14 protein-coding genes are annotated in these 15,812 nt (G+C 74.8%); 8 read left to right on the forward strand and 6 right to left on the reverse strand.

Going from position 1 to position 15,812, the window contains the following annotated elements:
• Nucleotides 1-193 precede the first annotated feature (193 nt).
• From IF01_RS0128265 to IF01_RS0128275, 3 genes are all read left to right on the forward strand, one after another.
• Nucleotides 194-1,318 (forward strand): PP2C family protein-serine/threonine phosphatase, encoded by a 1,125-nt coding sequence (locus IF01_RS0128265; RefSeq protein WP_037781410.1) that lies wholly within the window; start codon nucleotides 194-196, stop codon nucleotides 1,316-1,318.
• A gap of 143 nt (nucleotides 1,319-1,461) precedes the next feature.
• Entirely contained in the window at nucleotides 1,462-1,857 is a 396-nt protein-coding gene (locus tag IF01_RS0128270) for a DUF3224 domain-containing protein (protein ID WP_030396390.1), read from the forward strand.
• 88 nt (nucleotides 1,858-1,945) lie between these two features.
• A complete protein-coding gene (locus tag IF01_RS0128275; RefSeq protein ID WP_341845508.1) occupies nucleotides 1,946-2,749 on the forward strand; it encodes a DUF5995 family protein in 804 nt (267 codons plus the stop codon).
• Here IF01_RS0128275 and IF01_RS0128280 read toward each other — a convergent pair whose 3' ends face one another.
• On the reverse strand, nucleotides 2,750-4,189 hold the full coding sequence (locus IF01_RS0128280) for a GuaB1 family IMP dehydrogenase-related protein (protein ID WP_030396392.1): 1,440 nt from the start codon (nucleotides 4,187-4,189) through the stop codon (nucleotides 2,750-2,752). It abuts the gene before it with no gap.
• A gap of 296 nt (nucleotides 4,190-4,485) precedes the next feature.
• On the opposite strand from IF01_RS0128280, the gene IF01_RS0128285 reads away from it, so the two are divergent.
• Both IF01_RS0128285 and IF01_RS42380 read left to right on the forward strand, forming a co-directional pair.
• Nucleotides 4,486-6,009 (forward strand): SDR family NAD(P)-dependent oxidoreductase, encoded by a 1,524-nt coding sequence (locus IF01_RS0128285; protein ID WP_078880375.1) that lies wholly within the window; start codon nucleotides 4,486-4,488, stop codon nucleotides 6,007-6,009.
• A gap of 121 nt (nucleotides 6,010-6,130) precedes the next feature.
• The gene (locus tag IF01_RS42380) at nucleotides 6,131-6,583 is read left to right on the forward strand and encodes a nucleotide triphosphate diphosphatase NUDT15 (protein WP_051756380.1); all 453 of its coding nucleotides are present in this window, start codon (nucleotides 6,131-6,133) and stop codon (nucleotides 6,581-6,583) included.
• A gap of 220 nt (nucleotides 6,584-6,803) precedes the next feature.
• Here IF01_RS42380 and IF01_RS0128295 read toward each other — a convergent pair whose 3' ends face one another.
• Genes IF01_RS0128295 through IF01_RS0128305 form a run of 3 tightly spaced genes read right to left on the reverse strand, consistent with a single transcriptional unit; the run spans nucleotide 6,804 to nucleotide 10,260 of the window.
• Nucleotides 6,804-9,035 (reverse strand): FtsX-like permease family protein, encoded by a 2,232-nt coding sequence (locus tag IF01_RS0128295; protein WP_030396395.1) that lies wholly within the window; start codon nucleotides 9,033-9,035, stop codon nucleotides 6,804-6,806.
• The gene (locus tag IF01_RS0128300) at nucleotides 9,032-9,739 is read right to left on the reverse strand and encodes an ABC transporter ATP-binding protein (protein WP_030396396.1); all 708 of its coding nucleotides are present in this window, start codon (nucleotides 9,737-9,739) and stop codon (nucleotides 9,032-9,034) included. Before IF01_RS0128300 ends, IF01_RS0128295 begins: the two co-directional genes overlap by 4 nt.
• The gene (locus tag IF01_RS0128305; protein ID WP_030396397.1) at nucleotides 9,736-10,260 is read right to left on the reverse strand and encodes a PadR family transcriptional regulator; all 525 of its coding nucleotides are present in this window, start codon (nucleotides 10,258-10,260) and stop codon (nucleotides 9,736-9,738) included. Before IF01_RS0128305 ends, IF01_RS0128300 begins: the two co-directional genes overlap by 4 nt.
• 509 nt (nucleotides 10,261-10,769) lie before the next feature.
• On the opposite strand from IF01_RS0128305, the gene IF01_RS44365 reads away from it, so the two are divergent.
• Nucleotides 10,770-11,441 (forward strand): Rv1733c family protein, encoded by a 672-nt coding sequence (locus IF01_RS44365; protein ID WP_157855374.1) that lies wholly within the window; start codon nucleotides 10,770-10,772, stop codon nucleotides 11,439-11,441.
• 41 nt (nucleotides 11,442-11,482) lie between these two features.
• Entirely contained in the window at nucleotides 11,483-12,001 is a 519-nt protein-coding gene (locus IF01_RS0128315; protein WP_244215652.1) for a GNAT family N-acetyltransferase, read from the forward strand.
• A gap of 32 nt (nucleotides 12,002-12,033) precedes the next feature.
• Here the strand turns inward: IF01_RS0128315 and IF01_RS0128320 are convergent, their stop codons facing one another.
• Entirely contained in the window at nucleotides 12,034-12,711 is a 678-nt protein-coding gene (locus IF01_RS0128320) for a YoaK family protein (protein WP_051742103.1), read from the reverse strand.
• A 101-nt stretch (nucleotides 12,712-12,812) separates the two neighbouring features.
• Nucleotides 12,813-14,645, reverse strand: a complete 1,833-nt coding sequence (gene asnB, locus IF01_RS0128325) for an asparagine synthase (glutamine-hydrolyzing) (protein WP_030396401.1) — start codon at nucleotides 14,643-14,645, stop codon at nucleotides 12,813-12,815.
• 200 nt (nucleotides 14,646-14,845) lie between these two features.
• On the opposite strand from asnB, the gene IF01_RS0128330 reads away from it, so the two are divergent.
• Nucleotides 14,846-15,784, forward strand: a complete 939-nt coding sequence (locus tag IF01_RS0128330) for a TIGR01777 family oxidoreductase (RefSeq protein ID WP_030396402.1) — start codon at nucleotides 14,846-14,848, stop codon at nucleotides 15,782-15,784.
• Nucleotides 15,785-15,812: the final 28 nt, after the last annotated feature.

The following is a 15,812-nucleotide window of genomic DNA, read 5'->3' on the forward strand; positions in this document are numbered from 1 at the left end:
CTAGTTCGTCGCGACCCCCGGCCGGACGGCGGGCGGAGGGCGGCCCCCGGCCGGAGGGCAGCCGGAATGCGCGCGGGCGGGCCGCCGGGATGCCGGTGGGGCGGGCGGCGGTGGAGAGTGGACGGAGGGGGCGGCACTCCTGCGGGCGCCGCCGTCGAGTCGTCGGACCGTCGAGTGGCCTGGAGGCGGGTGCGTGAGCGCGAGCGGCGAGGGCCCCGAGGGCCCCGAGGGCGCCGAGGCACCGGACCGGGTGCCGCTGCCCCGGCTGCCGCGGCGGACCAGGCTGCTGCTCGGCGGCGCCTTCCTGCTGCTGGTCGGGGCCGTCGTGACGGACCTGCTGACCGGCCCCGGCAGCACCCTCTCCCCCGTGCTCGCCGCCGCGCCCGTCCTGGTCGGGGCCACCACCCGCCGGGCCCGGGTGCCGCTCGCCACCGGCGCGGCCGCCGTCGTCGTGGCCGGTCTGCTGGAGGAGGCCAACTCCCACCTGCCGCTCTCCGTCCACCTCGCCTCGCTGATCACCATCACCGCCACCACCCTCGCCAGCACCGCCAACGTCGTACTGATCGCCGCCCGCGAGCGCGAGCTGTTCCAGGTGCGGACCGTCGCCGAGGCCGCCCAGCGGGCCCTGCTGCGCCCGCCGCCCGAACGGATCGGGCCGCTGCGGATCGCCGTCCGGTACATGGCGGCGGCCGCCGAGGCGAGGATCGGCGGGGACCTCTACGACGTGGTGGACACGCCGTTCGGGATCCGGATCCTGCTCGGGGACGTCCAGGGCCACGGCCTGCCCGCCGTCGAGACGGCGGCGGACGTGCTCGGCGCCTTCCGCACGGCGGCGCGCACCGAACCGGACCTCGCCCGGCTCGCCGAGCACCTGGACGCCGCGCTGGCCGGGCGGCCCGCCGACGGACGGTTCGTGACCGCGGTACTGCTCGCCGTGGACCGGGGGGACAGCGCGGCCCTGCTGGTCAACTGCGGCCATCCGCACCCGCTGCTGCGCCGTGGCGGCCGGGTCACCGAACTCGTCCCCACCCGGCACGCCCCGCCGCTGGGCCTGCTCGGCCTGCTGGGCGACGGCCGCTACACGGCCGAGCCGGTCGACCCGTGGCCCGGCGACCTGCTGCTGCTGTACACCGACGGGGTCTCCGAGGCCCGTGACACGGCGGGCGAGTTCTACCCCCTCCCCGACCGCTTCGCCGCGCTCCCGGCCGGGACCCCGGAGGACCTGATGGACGCCCTGCTGCCCGACCTCGCCTCCTGGGTCTCCCCGGGCGGCCTCGCCGACGACGCCGCCGCGCTCGCCGTCCGCTGGGACCGCTGACCCCCGTCGGCCCGCCGACCCGCTGACCCGCCGATCCGCCGGCCCCGCCGGCCGTTCCGGGGCGGTTGTCGGTGGTGCGTGCGAGGGTGGGTCCGCGGTCGGTACCGGCCGGGCGCACGGGCTTTCGTCGAGGGGACGGTGCGATGGGCGGCAGGGCGAGTGGGGCCTTCGAGGTGACGGCGTTCGAGCCGGAGGAGTCGGACGAGCAGCCGGGCGCGACGCTCGGCCGCGTCCGGCTCACCAAGGAGTTCACGGGTGGGCTGACCGGCGCGAGCGTGGTGCGGATGCTGTCGGTGCTGGACGGCGCGGGCGGCCCGGCCGCGTACGTGGCGGTGGAGCGGTTCACGGGCGCGCTGGACGGGCGGCAGGGGTCGTTCGTGCTGCAGCACTCGGCGCCGGGGAGCCACGGCGAGCGATTGGCGATCCGGGTGGTCGCGGGCACGGGCGCGGGCGAGCTGGCGGGGATCACCGGGGTGTTCGAGCTGGAGGTGGACGAGGAGGGCCGGCACACGTACGTCCTGGAGTACGACCTGGGCTGAGGCGCGGCGCCGGTGCGACACCCCCCCACTGCTGTCACGATGATGCGATCAATACACGATCGACATCGGAGAGTGACGGATGGTCGGGGTGCCCACAGGAAGCCCGGACGGGGCACGGGGGATCGACGGCGTGGTCCGGCGGCTGCGGGCGATCGCGGCCGGACTCCCGCCCACCGACGGGGTGGCGGTGTTCAACCGGATGTATCTGACGGTCACCGAGGGCGTCCGGACCGGACTGGGCGGGTTCACCGATCCGCCCGCCGTGGCCGAGCTGGACGTGCTCTTCGCCGGGCGCTACCTGCTGGCGGTGGACGCGGTCGCGGCGGGGCGGCGGCCACCGGCCTGCTGGCGGCCGCTGTTCGAGCAGCGCGCCGACCCGGAGGTGCACCCGCTGCAGTTCGCGCTGGCCGGGATGAACGCCCACATCCAGCACGACCTGCCGCTCGCCGTCGTCGACACCTGCCTGCGGCTCGGCCGCGAGCCGGAGCAACTGGAGGACGACTACCACCGGATCAACGGTCTGCTGGCGGAGGTCGAGACGGCCGTGCGCGAGCAGCTGATGCCCGGGCCCGACGTGCTGGAGCGGCTGGAGCCGATGACGCACCGGATCGGGGCGTGGTCGGTCGGCACCGCGCGGGAGGCCGCCTGGGGCTCGGTGCAGCTGCTCTGGGGGCTGCGCGGGCGGCCGGCGGCGGCGCGGGCGTGCGCGGCGGCGCTGGACGGGGCGGTCGGGCTGCTCGGCCGCGCCCTGCTCCTGCCGCTGGGCCTGCGGGAGCCCGCGGTGGGCGGCGCGCCCACCGCCGCCGCACCGGTGCCCGGAACGCCGGTGGCCGGTCTGCTCCCCGTGGCGAGGAGCAGACCGGCCACCGACACGACGCGCGCCGGGCGGTGATCAGGCCCAGCTGGAGTGCAGCGGCTTGCCCTCGGCGTAGCCGGCCGCGCTCTGGATGCCGACCACGGCCTTCTCGTGGAACTCCTCCAGGCTGGCCGCGCCCGCGTAGGTGCAGGAGCTGCGCACGCCCGCGACGATGGAGTCGATGAGGTCCTCGACGCCCGGGCGGGCCGGGTCGAGGAACATCCGGGAGTGCGAGATGCCCTCCTCGAACAGCGCCTTGCGGGCACGGTCGTACGAGGAGTCCTGGGCGGTGCGGTTGCTCACGGCCCGCTTGGAGGCCATGCCGAAGGACTCCTTGTACTGGCGGCCGTCGGCGGCGGTCTGGAGGTCGCCGGGCGACTCGTAGGTGCCGGCGAACCAGGAGCCGACCATCACGTTGGACGCGCCGGCGGCCAGCGCCATCGCGACGTCGCGCGGGTGGCGCACGCCGCCGTCGGCCCAGACGTGCTTGCCCAGGCGGCGGGCCTCGGCGGCGCACTCCAGCACGGCGGAGAACTGCGGGCGGCCGACGCCGGTCATCATCCGGGTGGTGCACATGGCGCCCGGGCCGACGCCGACCTTCAGGATGTCCGCGCCGGCCTCGACCAGGTCGCGCACACCGGCCGCGGAGACGACGTTGCCCGCGACGATCGGGACCTGCGGGTCGAGCCCGCGCACGGCGCGCAGCGCGCTGATCATCGACTCCTGGTGGCCGTGCGCGGTGTCCACGACGAGCGTGTCGGCGCCGGCCTCCAGCAGGGCCTTGGCCTTGCCGGCCACATCGCCGTTGATGCCGACGGTGGCGGCGATCCGCAGCTTGCCGGCGGCGTCGACGGCCGGGGTGTAGAGGGTGGCGCGCAGCGCGTTCTTGCGGGTGAGCAGGCCGACCAGGCGGCCGTCGGCGTCGACGACCGGGGCGAGCTTGCGGTGCGCCTCGCTGAGCTTGTCGAAGGCGTCGCGCGGGTCGATGCCCTCGTCGAGCAGCAGAAGGTCGCGGGACATCACCTCGGCGAGCGAGGTGAAGCGGTCGACGCCCTGGCAGTCGGAGTCGGTGACGACGCCGACCGGGCGGCCGTCCTCGACCACGACCAGCGCGCCGTGGGCGCGCTTGGGCAGCAGCGAGAGCGCCTCGGCGACGGTGGCGCCGGGGTCGAGGGTGATGGCGGTGTCGTGCACCAGGTGGCGCTGCTTGACCCAGCCGACGACCTCGGCGATGACCTCGGTCGGGATGTCCTGCGGGATGGCGACCAGGCCGCCGCGGCGGGCGACGGTCTCGGCCATCCGGCGGCCGGCGATGGCGGTCATGTTGGCCACGACCAGCGGGATGGTGGTGCCGGTGCCGTCGTTGGAGGACAGGTCGACAGCCTGGCGGGAGCCCACGGCGGATCGGCTGGGGACCATGAATACGTCGTCGTACGTAAGGTCGTACGAGGGCATGAGGTCGTTCAGGAAGCGCATGAAACGGGGCTCTCTGGCTGGGAGAAATTACACCTCGGGTGCGGGTGCGGCACGGCCGCAGGGCGCACTCGGGCGCCCCTGCACCCAACGTTCGATTCTCCGGTACCGGTAGGACAAACGCCAGCTGGCCGCCGTTTGCTGGGGCTGCGTACAAGCCATGATCAAAGCTTCGCGCGTAGATATGGAGGATCCTCCAAATCCCGGGCTTTCGCCCCGGCCGGGGCCGCTCCCGTAGCATTCACGCGGTAGACGCGGCGGACGCCGTGATCGGCGAGGCGAGCGGGAACGGCAGAGGCATGGCGGCGGGATCGACGGCAACAGCGGGCGTGGACAGCGGGCAGCGGCGGGGCGACGAGGACATCGAGGAGATCGACTACGGCCCCGGCCTCGACCCCGAGCGGCTCCGGCTCTGCCTGGAGGTGCTGGCCGAGCTGGACGAGCTGCACGTCGACCACCCGGACGCGATCACCGTCCGCCAGGCCGTCGGCGGCATATTCCGCACCCTCAAGCAGCGCCGCCGCCAGGAGACCCGGGCCCGCAAGACCGCCAACGACCGCGAGGTCACCGCGCGCACCGCGACCGGCGCCCCGAGCCGGATCGACGACGAGACGGCCGGCGCCTTCGGCCTGACCACCGTCACCACCACGGAGATCGCCGGGATCCTGGAGCGCCCCCGCTCCTGCTACATCTGCAAGCAGCGCTACATCGAGGTCGACGCGTTCTACCACAACCTCTGCCAGGGCTGTGCGACCAAGAACCGGGCCCGGCGCGACGCCCGCGCCGACCTGACCGGCAAGCGCGCGCTGCTGACCGGCGGCCGCGCCAAGATCGGTATGTACATCGCGCTGATGCTGCTGCGCGACGGCGCGCACACCACCATCACCACCCGCTTCCCCAACGACGCGATCCGCCGCTTCACCGCGATGCCGGACAGCGCCGAGTGGCTGCACCGACTGAAGATCGTCGGCATCGACCTGCGCGACCCGGCCCAGGTGATGGCGCTGGCCGACGAGGTCGCCGCGGACGGTCCGCTGGACATCCTGATCAACAACGCCGCGCAGACCGTGCGCCGCCCGCCGGAGTCCTACCGGGAGCTGGTCGCCGCCGAGTCGGCGCCGCTGCCGGCCGGCGAGCTGCCGCAGTCGACCACCATCGGCCGGTTCAACAGCGGCAGCGTCGACCTGCCCGCGCTGCCGCACCAGGCCTCGGACAGCGCCGAGCGGATCTCGGCCGAGGACGTCACCTCGCTCGCCCTGGTCACCGGTTCGGCGACGCCGGAGCGGATCCAGGCCGGGACGGCGATCGACGCCGGCGGCCTGGTCCCGGACCTCGCGGACACCAACAGCTGGGTGCAGACCGTCAACGAGGTCGGCCCGGTCGAGCTGCTGGAGGTGCAGCTCTGCAACTCCACCGCGCCGTTCATCCTGATCAGCCGGCTGCGCCCGGCGATGGCCGCCTCGGCCTCCCGCCGCAAGTACGTGGTCAACGTCTCGGCGATGGAGGGCGTGTTCCGGCGCGGCTACAAGGGCGCCGGCCACCCGCACACCAACATGGCCAAGGCCGCGCTGAACATGCTCACCCGTACCAGCGCGCAGGAGATGTTCGAGACCGACGGCATCCTGATGACCGCCGTCGACACCGGCTGGATCACCGACGAGCGCCCGCACCCGGACAAGATGCGCCTCGCCGAGGAGGGCTTCCACGCCCCGCTCGACCTGGTCGACGGCGCGGCCCGGGTCTACGACCCGATCGTGCGCGGCGAGCAGGGCGAGGACCTCTTCGGGTGCTTCCTGAAGGACTTCGACCGCTCCGCCTGGTAGCCGTCCGGCAGGGCGTCGCGTCACCGCGGCGTCCTGCCGCACCTGCCGGACCCACCACCCCTGCCGGACCCACCGCCCCTGCCGCACCGTCGCCCTGTCGCCCGTTCGGAGGAACCCCGACGTGACCCACGCACCGCTGCTCGGCGCCGGAGTGATCGTGCCCACCGGGGACGGCCGGGTGCTGATCGGCCGCCGCACCACGGCCGGCGAGCCGCCGACCTGGAGCCTGCCCGGCGGCAAGGTCGACCCCGGCGAGTCCTTCGAGCGGACGGCCGCGCGCGAGCTCGCGGAGGAGACCGGCATCGTGCTCCCCGCCGAGGAGATGCGGGTGCTGGCGCTGCTGCTCGACCACGAGCTGGGCCGCCCCCGGCTCACCGCCGCGGTGCTCGCCCCGCCGAGCCTCGCGGAAGCGGTGGTCACCGAGCCGCACTCCTGCGGCGGCTGGGAGCGGCTGCCGCTGGACGCGCTGCCGGAGCCGATGTTCTACCCGTCCGGGCTGGTGCTGGGCGCCTGGCGGGCGGAACTGGGCTTCGCGCCCCGGCCGGGAACGCACGCGTACGCCGTCCGGGACTGACCCGGCGCCGGTCCGCCCGGGTGACTCCCCGCACTTTGCAAAGTCGCCCGCCACTTTGCAAAGTGCGGAGCGGCTTTGCAAAGTGGCCGGGACGCACGCACGCGAACCCCGCTCCCCCGTTTCGAGGGAGCGGGGTTCGCGCTTGTCCGGCCGGGTTCGCGCTTGTCCGGCCGGGTTCACGCGGCTCCGGCCGGGCCCACGCGTCGCACCGGGCCGGAGGTCAGCCGTTGCGGGCCGCCTCCGGGCCGGTGATCCGCTTCAGCAGCGGCAGCGTGGAGGCGATGATCCCGAGCGAGGACACCAGCCCGAGCAGCACCAGGCCGAAGAACACCCCGCCGGGCGACACCAGGTCGTAGTCCATCTGCGACTTGAGGAACATCGCGGCCGCGGCGAAGCCCGTCCCGATCGCGAGGGCCGCCACCACCAGCAGCGGCAGCGCGCTCTCCAGGCCGATCACCGCCCGCAGCATCCGCAGCGGCGCCCCCGTGAGCCGGAGCATCGCGAACGGCCGGCGCCGGTCGGACAGACCCGCGACCACGCTCACCGCCAGGCTGCAGCCGGCGATCGGCAGGGTGGTGAGCAGCACCACGTCGGCCAGCTGCCGCCAGCCGGCGAGCTCCTGCTGCTGGGTGGAGCCCCAGTCCTGGACCATCCGGGCGTGGTAGTCCGGGAAGGCCCGGCTGAGCACCGTGCGAACGCGCTCCTTCGTGACCGTCGCCCCGTCCGTCGTCACATAGAGGGACTGCACCGGCAGCCGGGCGGCGGCCTCCGCCGTGATCGGCGCGGTCGGCCACTCGGTGGCCTCCTGCGACACCAGGTCCAGGAAGCCGAACGGCTCGACGGCCGCGACCTCGGCACCGGGGGCGCAGTGGCCGACCACCGGGGCCTGCGCGAGGTCGGAGCAGAGGGCCAGCACGGGCGGGGGGAAGTCCTTGGGCACCGAGGGGTCGCGGGCCAGGCCGTCCGGGTTGGCATGGGCGACGGCGAGGCCCCGGAAGCCGGGCACGGCCCGCACGTCCGCGAGGACCCGGTCCGGGACAGCATCGGTCATCGGCGGCTCGCCGGACATGGCGCCGTGCTCCACCGCGACCCGGGTCTGCGGATCTCCGCTGAGCACACCGCGGTTGGTGTCGATGGTGCCGATGATGGCGACCGTGGCGGTGGTGACGAACAGGGCCAGGATCAGGCCGGCCACCGAGCGGAACCCGGCCTTGGGGTCGTCGGCGAGCCGGCGCACGGCGATCAGGGTCGCCGGGCGGCTCGTCCGGGCGGCGACCAGGCGGGCCACGGCCATGGTCAGCCACGGGCCGGCGATCACCAGGCCGAGCATGACCACCAGGAAGCCGGTCAGATAGGCGGCGGTCTGGCCGTTGGTGGTGTCCGGGCGGCGGCCGACGAACCAGGCGAGTTCGGCGAGCCCGGCCACCAGCGGCGCCGCCCGCCAGGCGGACGGCGGCTTCGGCGTGGTGCGGCGGCTGACGCCGAGCGGGGAGACGGTGACCCGGCGCAGGGCGAGCCGGGCGGCGACGGCCGCCGCCACCGGGACGCCGACCAGTACCGCCAGCCCCTGCGGCACGGTGAGGACAAGGTCGTCCTGGAAGAAGCGGTCCCCGGTGAACGGGACGTCCGCGACCAGCGGGCGCAGCAGCAGGAAGAGCCCGAAGCCGAGGACGGTGCCGGCCACGGCGGCGACGGTGGACTCGGCGGCCGCGATCAGGGTGATCTGCCGGGGTGTCGCCCCGACCAGGCGCATCGCGGCGTAGCGCTGCTCGCGGGTGGCGGCGGAGAGCCGGGTGGCCGTGCCGATGAAGATCACCACGGGGAAGAGCAGGGCGCCCGCGACCACCGAGAGGATGAGCGTCATGGCGTCCCCGCGGACGCCGGTGCCCGGGCAGTCGGCGTGGCAGGCCGGGAGCCGGTCGGCGATGGTGGTGATCGGTCGGGCGTCGGGGCGGGCCGCGAGGGCCGTCCGGTCCTGGCCGCCGACCAGGACCAGGGAGTCCGGGGAGGTGAGCGCGGCCTTGCCGATCTCGCCGACGAGCCGGCCCGGGAAGCGGTCGGCCAGTTGGTCGGCCGGCGTCTCGCGGATCAGTTTCGCGAGGGCGGGCGAGGCGTAGTACTCGCCCGCCGCGGGGAGCTTCGTCAGGCCCGGCGGGACCGGCGAGGTGGGACCGGTGGCGGCGACCTCGATGAACAGCAGCCGCTTGCCGTCGTAGAACTCGGGGCCGTGGTCGCGCCACCAGAGCGGGTCCACGGCCGCGCTCTCGGTGCGGCTCTTGGCGCCGCTGTTGGCCCAGAGCACGCGTTCGTTGGTGGCTCCGACGGCGTTGACGGCGGCGAGTGTGGAGAGCAGCAGGCCGACGCCGACGGCGGTGGCGGCGGTGATGGTGAGCAGCCGGGCGGCGGCCTGGCGGCCGCCGCTGACGGCGAGGCGCAGGGCGAAGGCGATCACGGGGCGACCCGCTCCGCCGCGACCGGCGCGGACCCGGTGGAGAGTGTCCGGGCCCGGCCGTCCCGGACCACGGCCTCGCGGTCGGCGTAGGCGGCGACCCGGGGTTCGTGGGTGACCAGGACGACGGTGGTGCCCTGTTCGCGGGCGGCGCCGACCATCAGCTCCATGACCTGCTCGCCGGTGAGGGAGTCCAGCGCGCCGGTCGGCTCGTCGGCGAAGAGCACCCGGGGGCGGGTGACCAGGCCGCGGGCGAGCGCGACCCGCTGGGCCTGGCCGCCGGAGAGTTCGCCGGAGCGGCGGCCGCCGAGGCCGTCGAGGCCGAGCCGGGCGAACCAGGGCCGGGCCTCGGCGAGGGCGGCGGCCCGGCGGACGCCGCCGAGCAGCAGCGGCAGGGCGATGTTCTCCTCGGCCGTCAGTTCCGGGACGAGCTGGCCGAACTGGAACACGAAGCCGAAGGCGTCCCGCCGTAACGCGCTGCGCCGGTTCTCGTCCAGCCGGTCGATCCGCTGTCCGTCGAAGTGCACCTCGCCCGCGTCGGGGACGAGGATGCCGGCCAGGCAGTGCAGCAGGGTGGACTTGCCGGAGCCGCTGGCGCCCATCACGGCGAGCACCTCCCCGGCCTCGGCGGCCAGGCTGGCGCCGCGCAGGGCGGGGGTCTCGCCGAAGGCGAGTTCGATGTCGCGGGCTTCTATCAGGGGGCTCATGCGCGTACCTCCGCGGCGAGGGCGTCCAGGCGGGCAGTGGTGAGGTCGATCCAGCGGAGGTCCGCCTCCAGGTGGAAGAGGCCGTGGTCGGCGAGCAGGGCGTCGACCAGCGGGCCGGTGCGGCGCAGTTCGGTGAGCTCGCGCATCCGGCGCAGGTGGGCGGCGCGCTGGGTGTCGAGGTACGCCTCGGCGTCGCGGCCGAGCAGCAGGGCGAGCACGACCTTGGTGAACAGCACCGACTGGAGGGTGGGTTCGGGGGCGACTGGCTCGCCGAGCCAGTGCTCGAACTCGGTCACCCCGGCCTCGGTGATGACGTAGCGCTTGCGTTCGGGCCCGTCGCCGGGCTCGGCCTCGCCGGCGACGACCTTGCCGTCCCGGGCCAGTCGGCCGAGCGTGGAGTAGACCTGACCGTACGGCAGGGGCTTGCCGCGCCCGAAGAAGGCGTCGTAGTCGCGCTTGAGGTCGTAGCCGTGGCTCGGCTCGCGCTCCAGCAGCCCGAGAAGGGTGAGGGGAACACTCATGGGAGGAACATACACCAGGGATATACACCGAGTGTATATCTCGCGAGAATACGGCGCTGAGCTGGGAAAACGTCGTGCCGACCGGCCATCGACCGGCCATCGACCGGCTGACGCCCGGCCAGGACCGGTCCAGGAACGCCGCGAGCGGGGGACGGCCCCGAACCCCGTCCCCCGCCCTGCACGGCGGCCCGGCGAGCCCCCACAGCGGGCCGGACCACCGCGCCCCCGGCACGGAGGGCGCGGCCGGTGCCAGCCTGCCCCCTCGACCCCCGGCCCGCCGAGGGCCGAACGTCCCGGTCCCGGCACGAACATCCCGTCCCGGCGCGAACGTCCCGGTCCCCGCGCGCACGTCCCCGTCCCGGCACGAAGGTCCCGGTCCCCGAACCCGACCCGGGACCGGAAGTCCCCCGCACCGGCGGCCCGACCGACTCTTGTGCCCGGGGGCGGTGCCGGGGGAAATTGGAGTCGACGGGGCCCACGCACGCCGACCGCCGTGAGGAGCACGCATCGTGTCCAGGACACCCCGCCCTGCCCGCACCGTGCCGCCGCCCCGGCGGGCCGGCCGCGCGCTGCGCCGCGCCCTCGGCCGCCGACACACCGTCCGGGCCCGCGAACCCCTCGCCCGCCCGGTCGACCGCGCCCGCAGCCGCGCCTGGCTCGCCGCCGGCCTCGCCCTGGCGCTCGGCCTGGCCGGGATCGCCGCCGCCGCAGTCCTCGGCCACCGCGCCGCCGGGCGCACCGCCGAGGCCGAACGCGGCCGGCTGCACCGCACCGAGGCCCTCGTGCTCGGCCGGCTCCGTGCGGAGGACACCGGCGCCGGCCGGTGGAGCGGCGGCTACGAGAAGCGGGTCGACACCTCGGTCTCCTGGACCTCCCCCGACGGCCTGGCCCGCACCGGCACCGTCGAGGCCCCGCGCAGCGCCGCCATCGGATCCACCGTCACCCTCTGGGTGGACGACGACGGGCGGCCCGCCACTCCCCCGGCCACCGCGGTCGGCCTGGCCGTCGGGGTGGTCTGCACCGGACTGGCCGGTACCGCCACCCTGGCCGCCCTGATCGGCGGTCTGCTCACCCTGCGGCTGCGCGTCCTCGACCGGCGGGCCGCCCGCGACTGGGAACGCTCCTGGGCCCACTGGGAGCCCCGCTGGTCCGGCCGCGCCAGCCAGCCGCAGGACGACTGACACGACGTCCGAGAACCCTCGAAGACCCGATGGAGACGCCCTTGTTCAGCACCGAACGGCTGACCGCCCGCCTCTGGCAGCACGCCGACGCCGAGCGCGCGTTCGACACCTACGCGCGCTGGGAGGTCGCCCGGTGGCTGGGCGCCGCCCCTCGGGTCCTGGAGTCGCCCGCCGAGGTACCGGCCATGATCGACCGCTGGCGGCAGCGCTCGGCCGACCCCCGCTACGGGATCTGGGCCCTGGAGCGCAAGGACACCGGTGTGGTGGTCGGCTCGGTGATCCTGATCCCGCTGCCGGACGAGGACGGCACCGGCAACGGCGAGATCGAGGTCGGCTGGCACCTGCACCCGGACTCCTGGGGCCACGGATTCGCCACCGAGGCGGCCGGCGCAGCCCTCGCCAAGGGCTTCGCCGACGGCCTCGCCGAGATCCACGCCGTGGTCCGCCCCGGCAACGACCGCTCCGCCGCGGTCTGCCGCCGCCTCGGCATGGTCCCGCAGGGCCGCACCACCCGCTGGTACGGCGCCGAGTTCGACGCCTTCCTCGCGACCCGCCCCTGAGTCCGGCCGGGCATCCCGGGAGAGCCGGCCGGTCAGCGGCCGGGGTCGGGACGGGTCCAGGGCGCGGCGGGGTGGCCGGAGGCGTGGTGGGTGAGGGCGGCGACGGTGAGCAGGAGGGCGAGGGCGGCGGCGAGGGCGACCGGGACGGCGGCGTGCAGGACGAGCACCGCGCCGAGCAGGGCGCCCGCGAACATCCAGGCGGCCGAGGCCAGGCGGCGGGGGCCGGCCCGCTCGGCGGCCAGGGCGGTGAGGGTCATCGTCAGCACGGTGGTGGTCAGGTCGGGAACCTTGAGCGCGCGGACCACCGCGTTCTGCAGTCCCATCGCGCCGCCCAGCACGCAGATCAGGGTGTAGCGGACCGGTTCGGCGGTGTGGCCGAGGAACGCGCTGAGGAGGGCGCAGCCGGCGAACAGCGCCGACTGGACCGCCACGGTGAGGACCAGCAGCCGCCCGCGGTGGGCGGGGCGGCGCCGGGCGAGGTGGCCGCCCGCGAGCGCGCCGGCCAGGAAGGCGGCGAGGGCGGCCAGCGAGGCCCGCGCGGAGAGGCCGGGCGCGCCGGCCAGGGCGAAGCCGAGGAAGATCACATTGCCGGTCATATTGGCGACGAAGACGTGCCCGAGGGCGAGGTAGCTGACGGCGTCGACCAGCCCGGTGACCACGGTGAGCAGCAGCAGCATCGTCACCAGTGGCCCGTGCCGGGGGTCGTGCATCCTGGCCCTCCTGCCGCTCGCCTCGCCTCCCGGCAGCCTAGCCGGGACGCGCCGGTGGGGCCCGGCACGCGCGTGCCGGGCCCCACCGGGCGGACCGTCCGTCAGACGGCGAGCGCCGGGCGGTGGTGGTCCAGCCAGAGCGCGAGGTCGACGACCCGCTCCAGCCGGAGCCGGTGGCCCCACTCCAGCTGGTCGGCCGGGGTGTCCAGGCTGGCCTTGATCACCGTCTCGTCGGCGATGTCGCGCACGTGCGGCGCGTCCAGCGCCTCGCGGGCGAGCCGCTGCAGCCCGCCGTTGTAGTCGGCGTGGTGGGTCGCCGGGTAGTGGTTCTTGGGCCGCCAGAGCACCGAGTCCGGGGCGATGCCCTGGCCGGCCGCGCGCAGCAGGCTCTTCTCCCGGCCGTCGTAGCTCTTCATCGCCCAGGGGGTGTTGAACGCGTACTCGACCAGCCGGTGGTCGCAGTACGGCACCCGCACCTCCAGGCCCTGGGCCATCGAGAGGCGGTCCTTGCGGTGCAGCAGCTGGCGCAGCCAGCGGGTCATCGACAGGTGCTGCATCTCGCGCTGGCGGTGCTCCTCGGGGCTCTCGCCGTCCGCGTGCGGGACGGCGGCCAGCGCGCTGCGGTAGGTGTCGTCGCGGAACTCGGCGATCCGCAGGTGGGCGGCGAGGTCCGGGTTGATCGGCATGGCCGCCTCGTCCCCGGTGACCAGCAGCCAGGGGAAGGTCTGCGCGGCGAGCGCCTTGGGGTTGTGGAACCACGGGTAGCCGCCGAACACCTCGTCGGCCGCCTCGCCGGAGAGCGCGACCGTGGAGTGCTTGCGGATCTCGCCGAACAGCAGGTAGAGCGAGGTGTCCATGTCGCCGACGCCGATCGGCGAGTCCCGGGAGACGACGACGGCGCGGCGGTGCTCGAGGTCCAGCAGGGTGCGCGGGTCGAGCACCACGGTGGAGTGGTCGCTGCCGATGAACGCGCCGGCCTCGGCGGCGAACGGGGTGTCGTGGCCGGTGCGCAGCACGTCGCCGGTGAACTGCTCGGCCTGGTCGCTGTAGTCGACGGCGTAGGAGCGCAGCTTGGCCTCCGGGCCCTCCTGGAGGCGCAGTTCGTCGGCGACCAGGGCGGTGACGATGGTCGAGTCCAGGCCGCCGGAGAGCAGGCTGCAGAGCGGGACGTCGGCCTCCAGCTGGGCGCGGGCGGCGCGGTTGACGAGCTCGCCGATCCGCTCCTTGGTGGCGTCCAGGTCGTCGGTGTGGGGGCGGGCGGTGAGCTCCCAGTAGCGGGTCTCGCGGACGCCGTTGCGGTCCAGGACGAGCAGGGCGCCGGGGTGGACCTCGCGGACGCCGGCCCAGACCGTCGGCCCGGTGTTGAAGAGCAGGCTGTAGGCCTCGCGCAGGCCGTCGGCGTCCACCGTGGGGGTGATCTCCGGGTGGGCGAAGAGCGCCTTGGGCTCGGAGCCGAAGGCGACGCCGCCGTCGATCTCGGCCCAGAACAGCGGCTTGACGCCGAGCCGGTCGCGGACCAGCAGCAGGCGCTGCTCGCGCTCGTCCCAGACGGCGAAGGCGTACATGCCCTCCAGCCGCTCGACGAGGGCGTCGCCCCACTCCTGGTAGGCGCGGAGCACCACCTCGGTGTCGCTGCGGGTCTCGAAGCGGTGGCCCTTGGCGCGGAGTTCGGCGCGCAGCTGGTGGTGGTTGTAGACCTCGCCGCTGTAGGTGAGGACGACGCCGGGCTCGTCCCGGCGGTCGGGCATCGGCTGGGCGCCGCCGTCGATGTCGATGACGGCGAGGCGGCGGTGGCCGAGGGCGGCGTGGCGGCCGAGCCAGACGCCGCCGGCGTCGGGGCCGCGCAGGGTCATGGTGGCGGTCATCGCCTCGATGACGGGGGCACTGTGGCGGACGTCCTGGTGGAAGGACACCCAGCCGGTGATTCCGCACATGCGCGAGCACTCCTTGAACGAGCTTGAGCGAGCTTGGGCGAGCAGACGATCGGATCCGGACCACCAGTCGGGTGAGCGGCGGTGGTGGTTCCACGGATTCGGACACATTTCCGGCCATCTGCTGGCGACACCGGCATTTTGAACACGTTCAGGTCGACCGCTAGGGTGCGCACGACCAATCGTTTCGAGGGGGAGCAACGATGAGGATCGTCATACCGGGCGGGACCGGCCAGATCGGGCGCATCCTGGACCGGGCGCTCAGCGAGGACGGCCACGAGGTCGTGGTGCTGACCCGCCGGCCCAGCCGTGACCAGGAGATCTTCTGGGACGGCCGCTCGCTGGGCCGCTGGACCGCCGCGATCGACGGCGCCGACGCCGTCGTCAACCTCGCCGGGCGCAGCGTCGACTGCCGCTACACCGAGGAGAACCTGCGCGACATGATGGACTCCCGGGTGCACTCCACCCGGGCCGTCGGCCGTGCGATCGCGGGCGCCCGGCGCCCGCCCCGGGTCTGGCTGCAGATGAGCACCGCCACCATCTACTCCCACACCTACGGCGCCCCGCACGACGAGGACACCGGCGTCATCGGCGGCCAGGAGCCCGGCGTCCCCGCGTACTGGGAGCGCAGCGTGCGGATCGCCCGCGCCTGGGAGCGCGAGCAGACCGACGCGGCCACCCCGCACACCCGGCGGGTCGCGCTGCGCTGCGCCATGGTGATGAGCCCGGAGGCGGGCGGTGCCTTCGACCAGTTGCTGCGGCTGGCCAGGACCGGCCTGGGCGGGTCGGTCGACGGCGGCGCCCAGTACCTGTCGTGGATCCACGACCGGGACCTGGTCCGCTCGGTCCGCTTCCTGCTCGACCGGGAGGACATCGCCGGACCGGTCAACCTCGCCGCGCCGACGCCGGTGCCGCAGCGGGTGTTCATGCGCACGATCCGGCGGGCCAAGGGCATCCCGGTGGGGCTCCCGGCCACCCGGTGGATGGCCGAACTGGGCGCGTTCGCGCTCCGCTCGGACACCGAACTGCTGCTGAAGAGCCGGGCGGTGGCCCCGGGCCGGCTGCTGGCGGCCGGGTTCGGCTTCGAGCACCCGCACTGGCCCGCGGCGGCCACCGACCTGCTCCGCCGGATGCGCCGCTGACGCCGGGCCCGGGGCCCCGCCCTCGCGG

The sequence above is a fragment of the Kitasatospora purpeofusca genome, from assembly GCF_000718025.1.
GTDB lineage: Bacteria > Actinomycetota > Actinomycetes > Streptomycetales > Streptomycetaceae > Kitasatospora > Kitasatospora purpeofusca.

Coding starts and splice junctions, on each gene's coding strand:
- IF01_RS0128305 (WP_030396397.1), bottom strand. CDS start 10,260: ATGAGTGTTCCCCTCACCCTTCTCGGGCTGCTGGAGCGCGAGCCGAGC.
- IF01_RS0128330 (WP_030396402.1), top strand. CDS start 14,846: ATGAGGATCGTCATACCGGGCGGGACCGGCCAGATCGGGCGCATCCTG.
- IF01_RS0128285 (WP_078880375.1), top strand. CDS start 4,486: ATGGCGGCGGGATCGACGGCAACAGCGGGCGTGGACAGCGGGCAGCGG.
- IF01_RS0128320 (WP_051742103.1), bottom strand. CDS start 12,711: ATGCACGACCCCCGGCACGGGCCACTGGTGACGATGCTGCTGCTGCTC.
- IF01_RS0128270 (WP_030396390.1), top strand. CDS start 1,462: ATGGGCGGCAGGGCGAGTGGGGCCTTCGAGGTGACGGCGTTCGAGCCG.
- asnB (WP_030396401.1), bottom strand. CDS start 14,645: ATGTGCGGAATCACCGGCTGGGTGTCCTTCCACCAGGACGTCCGCCAC.
- IF01_RS0128280 (WP_030396392.1), bottom strand. CDS start 4,189: ATGCGCTTCCTGAACGACCTCATGCCCTCGTACGACCTTACGTACGAC.
- IF01_RS0128300 (WP_030396396.1), bottom strand. CDS start 9,739: ATGAGCCCCCTGATAGAAGCCCGCGACATCGAACTCGCCTTCGGCGAG.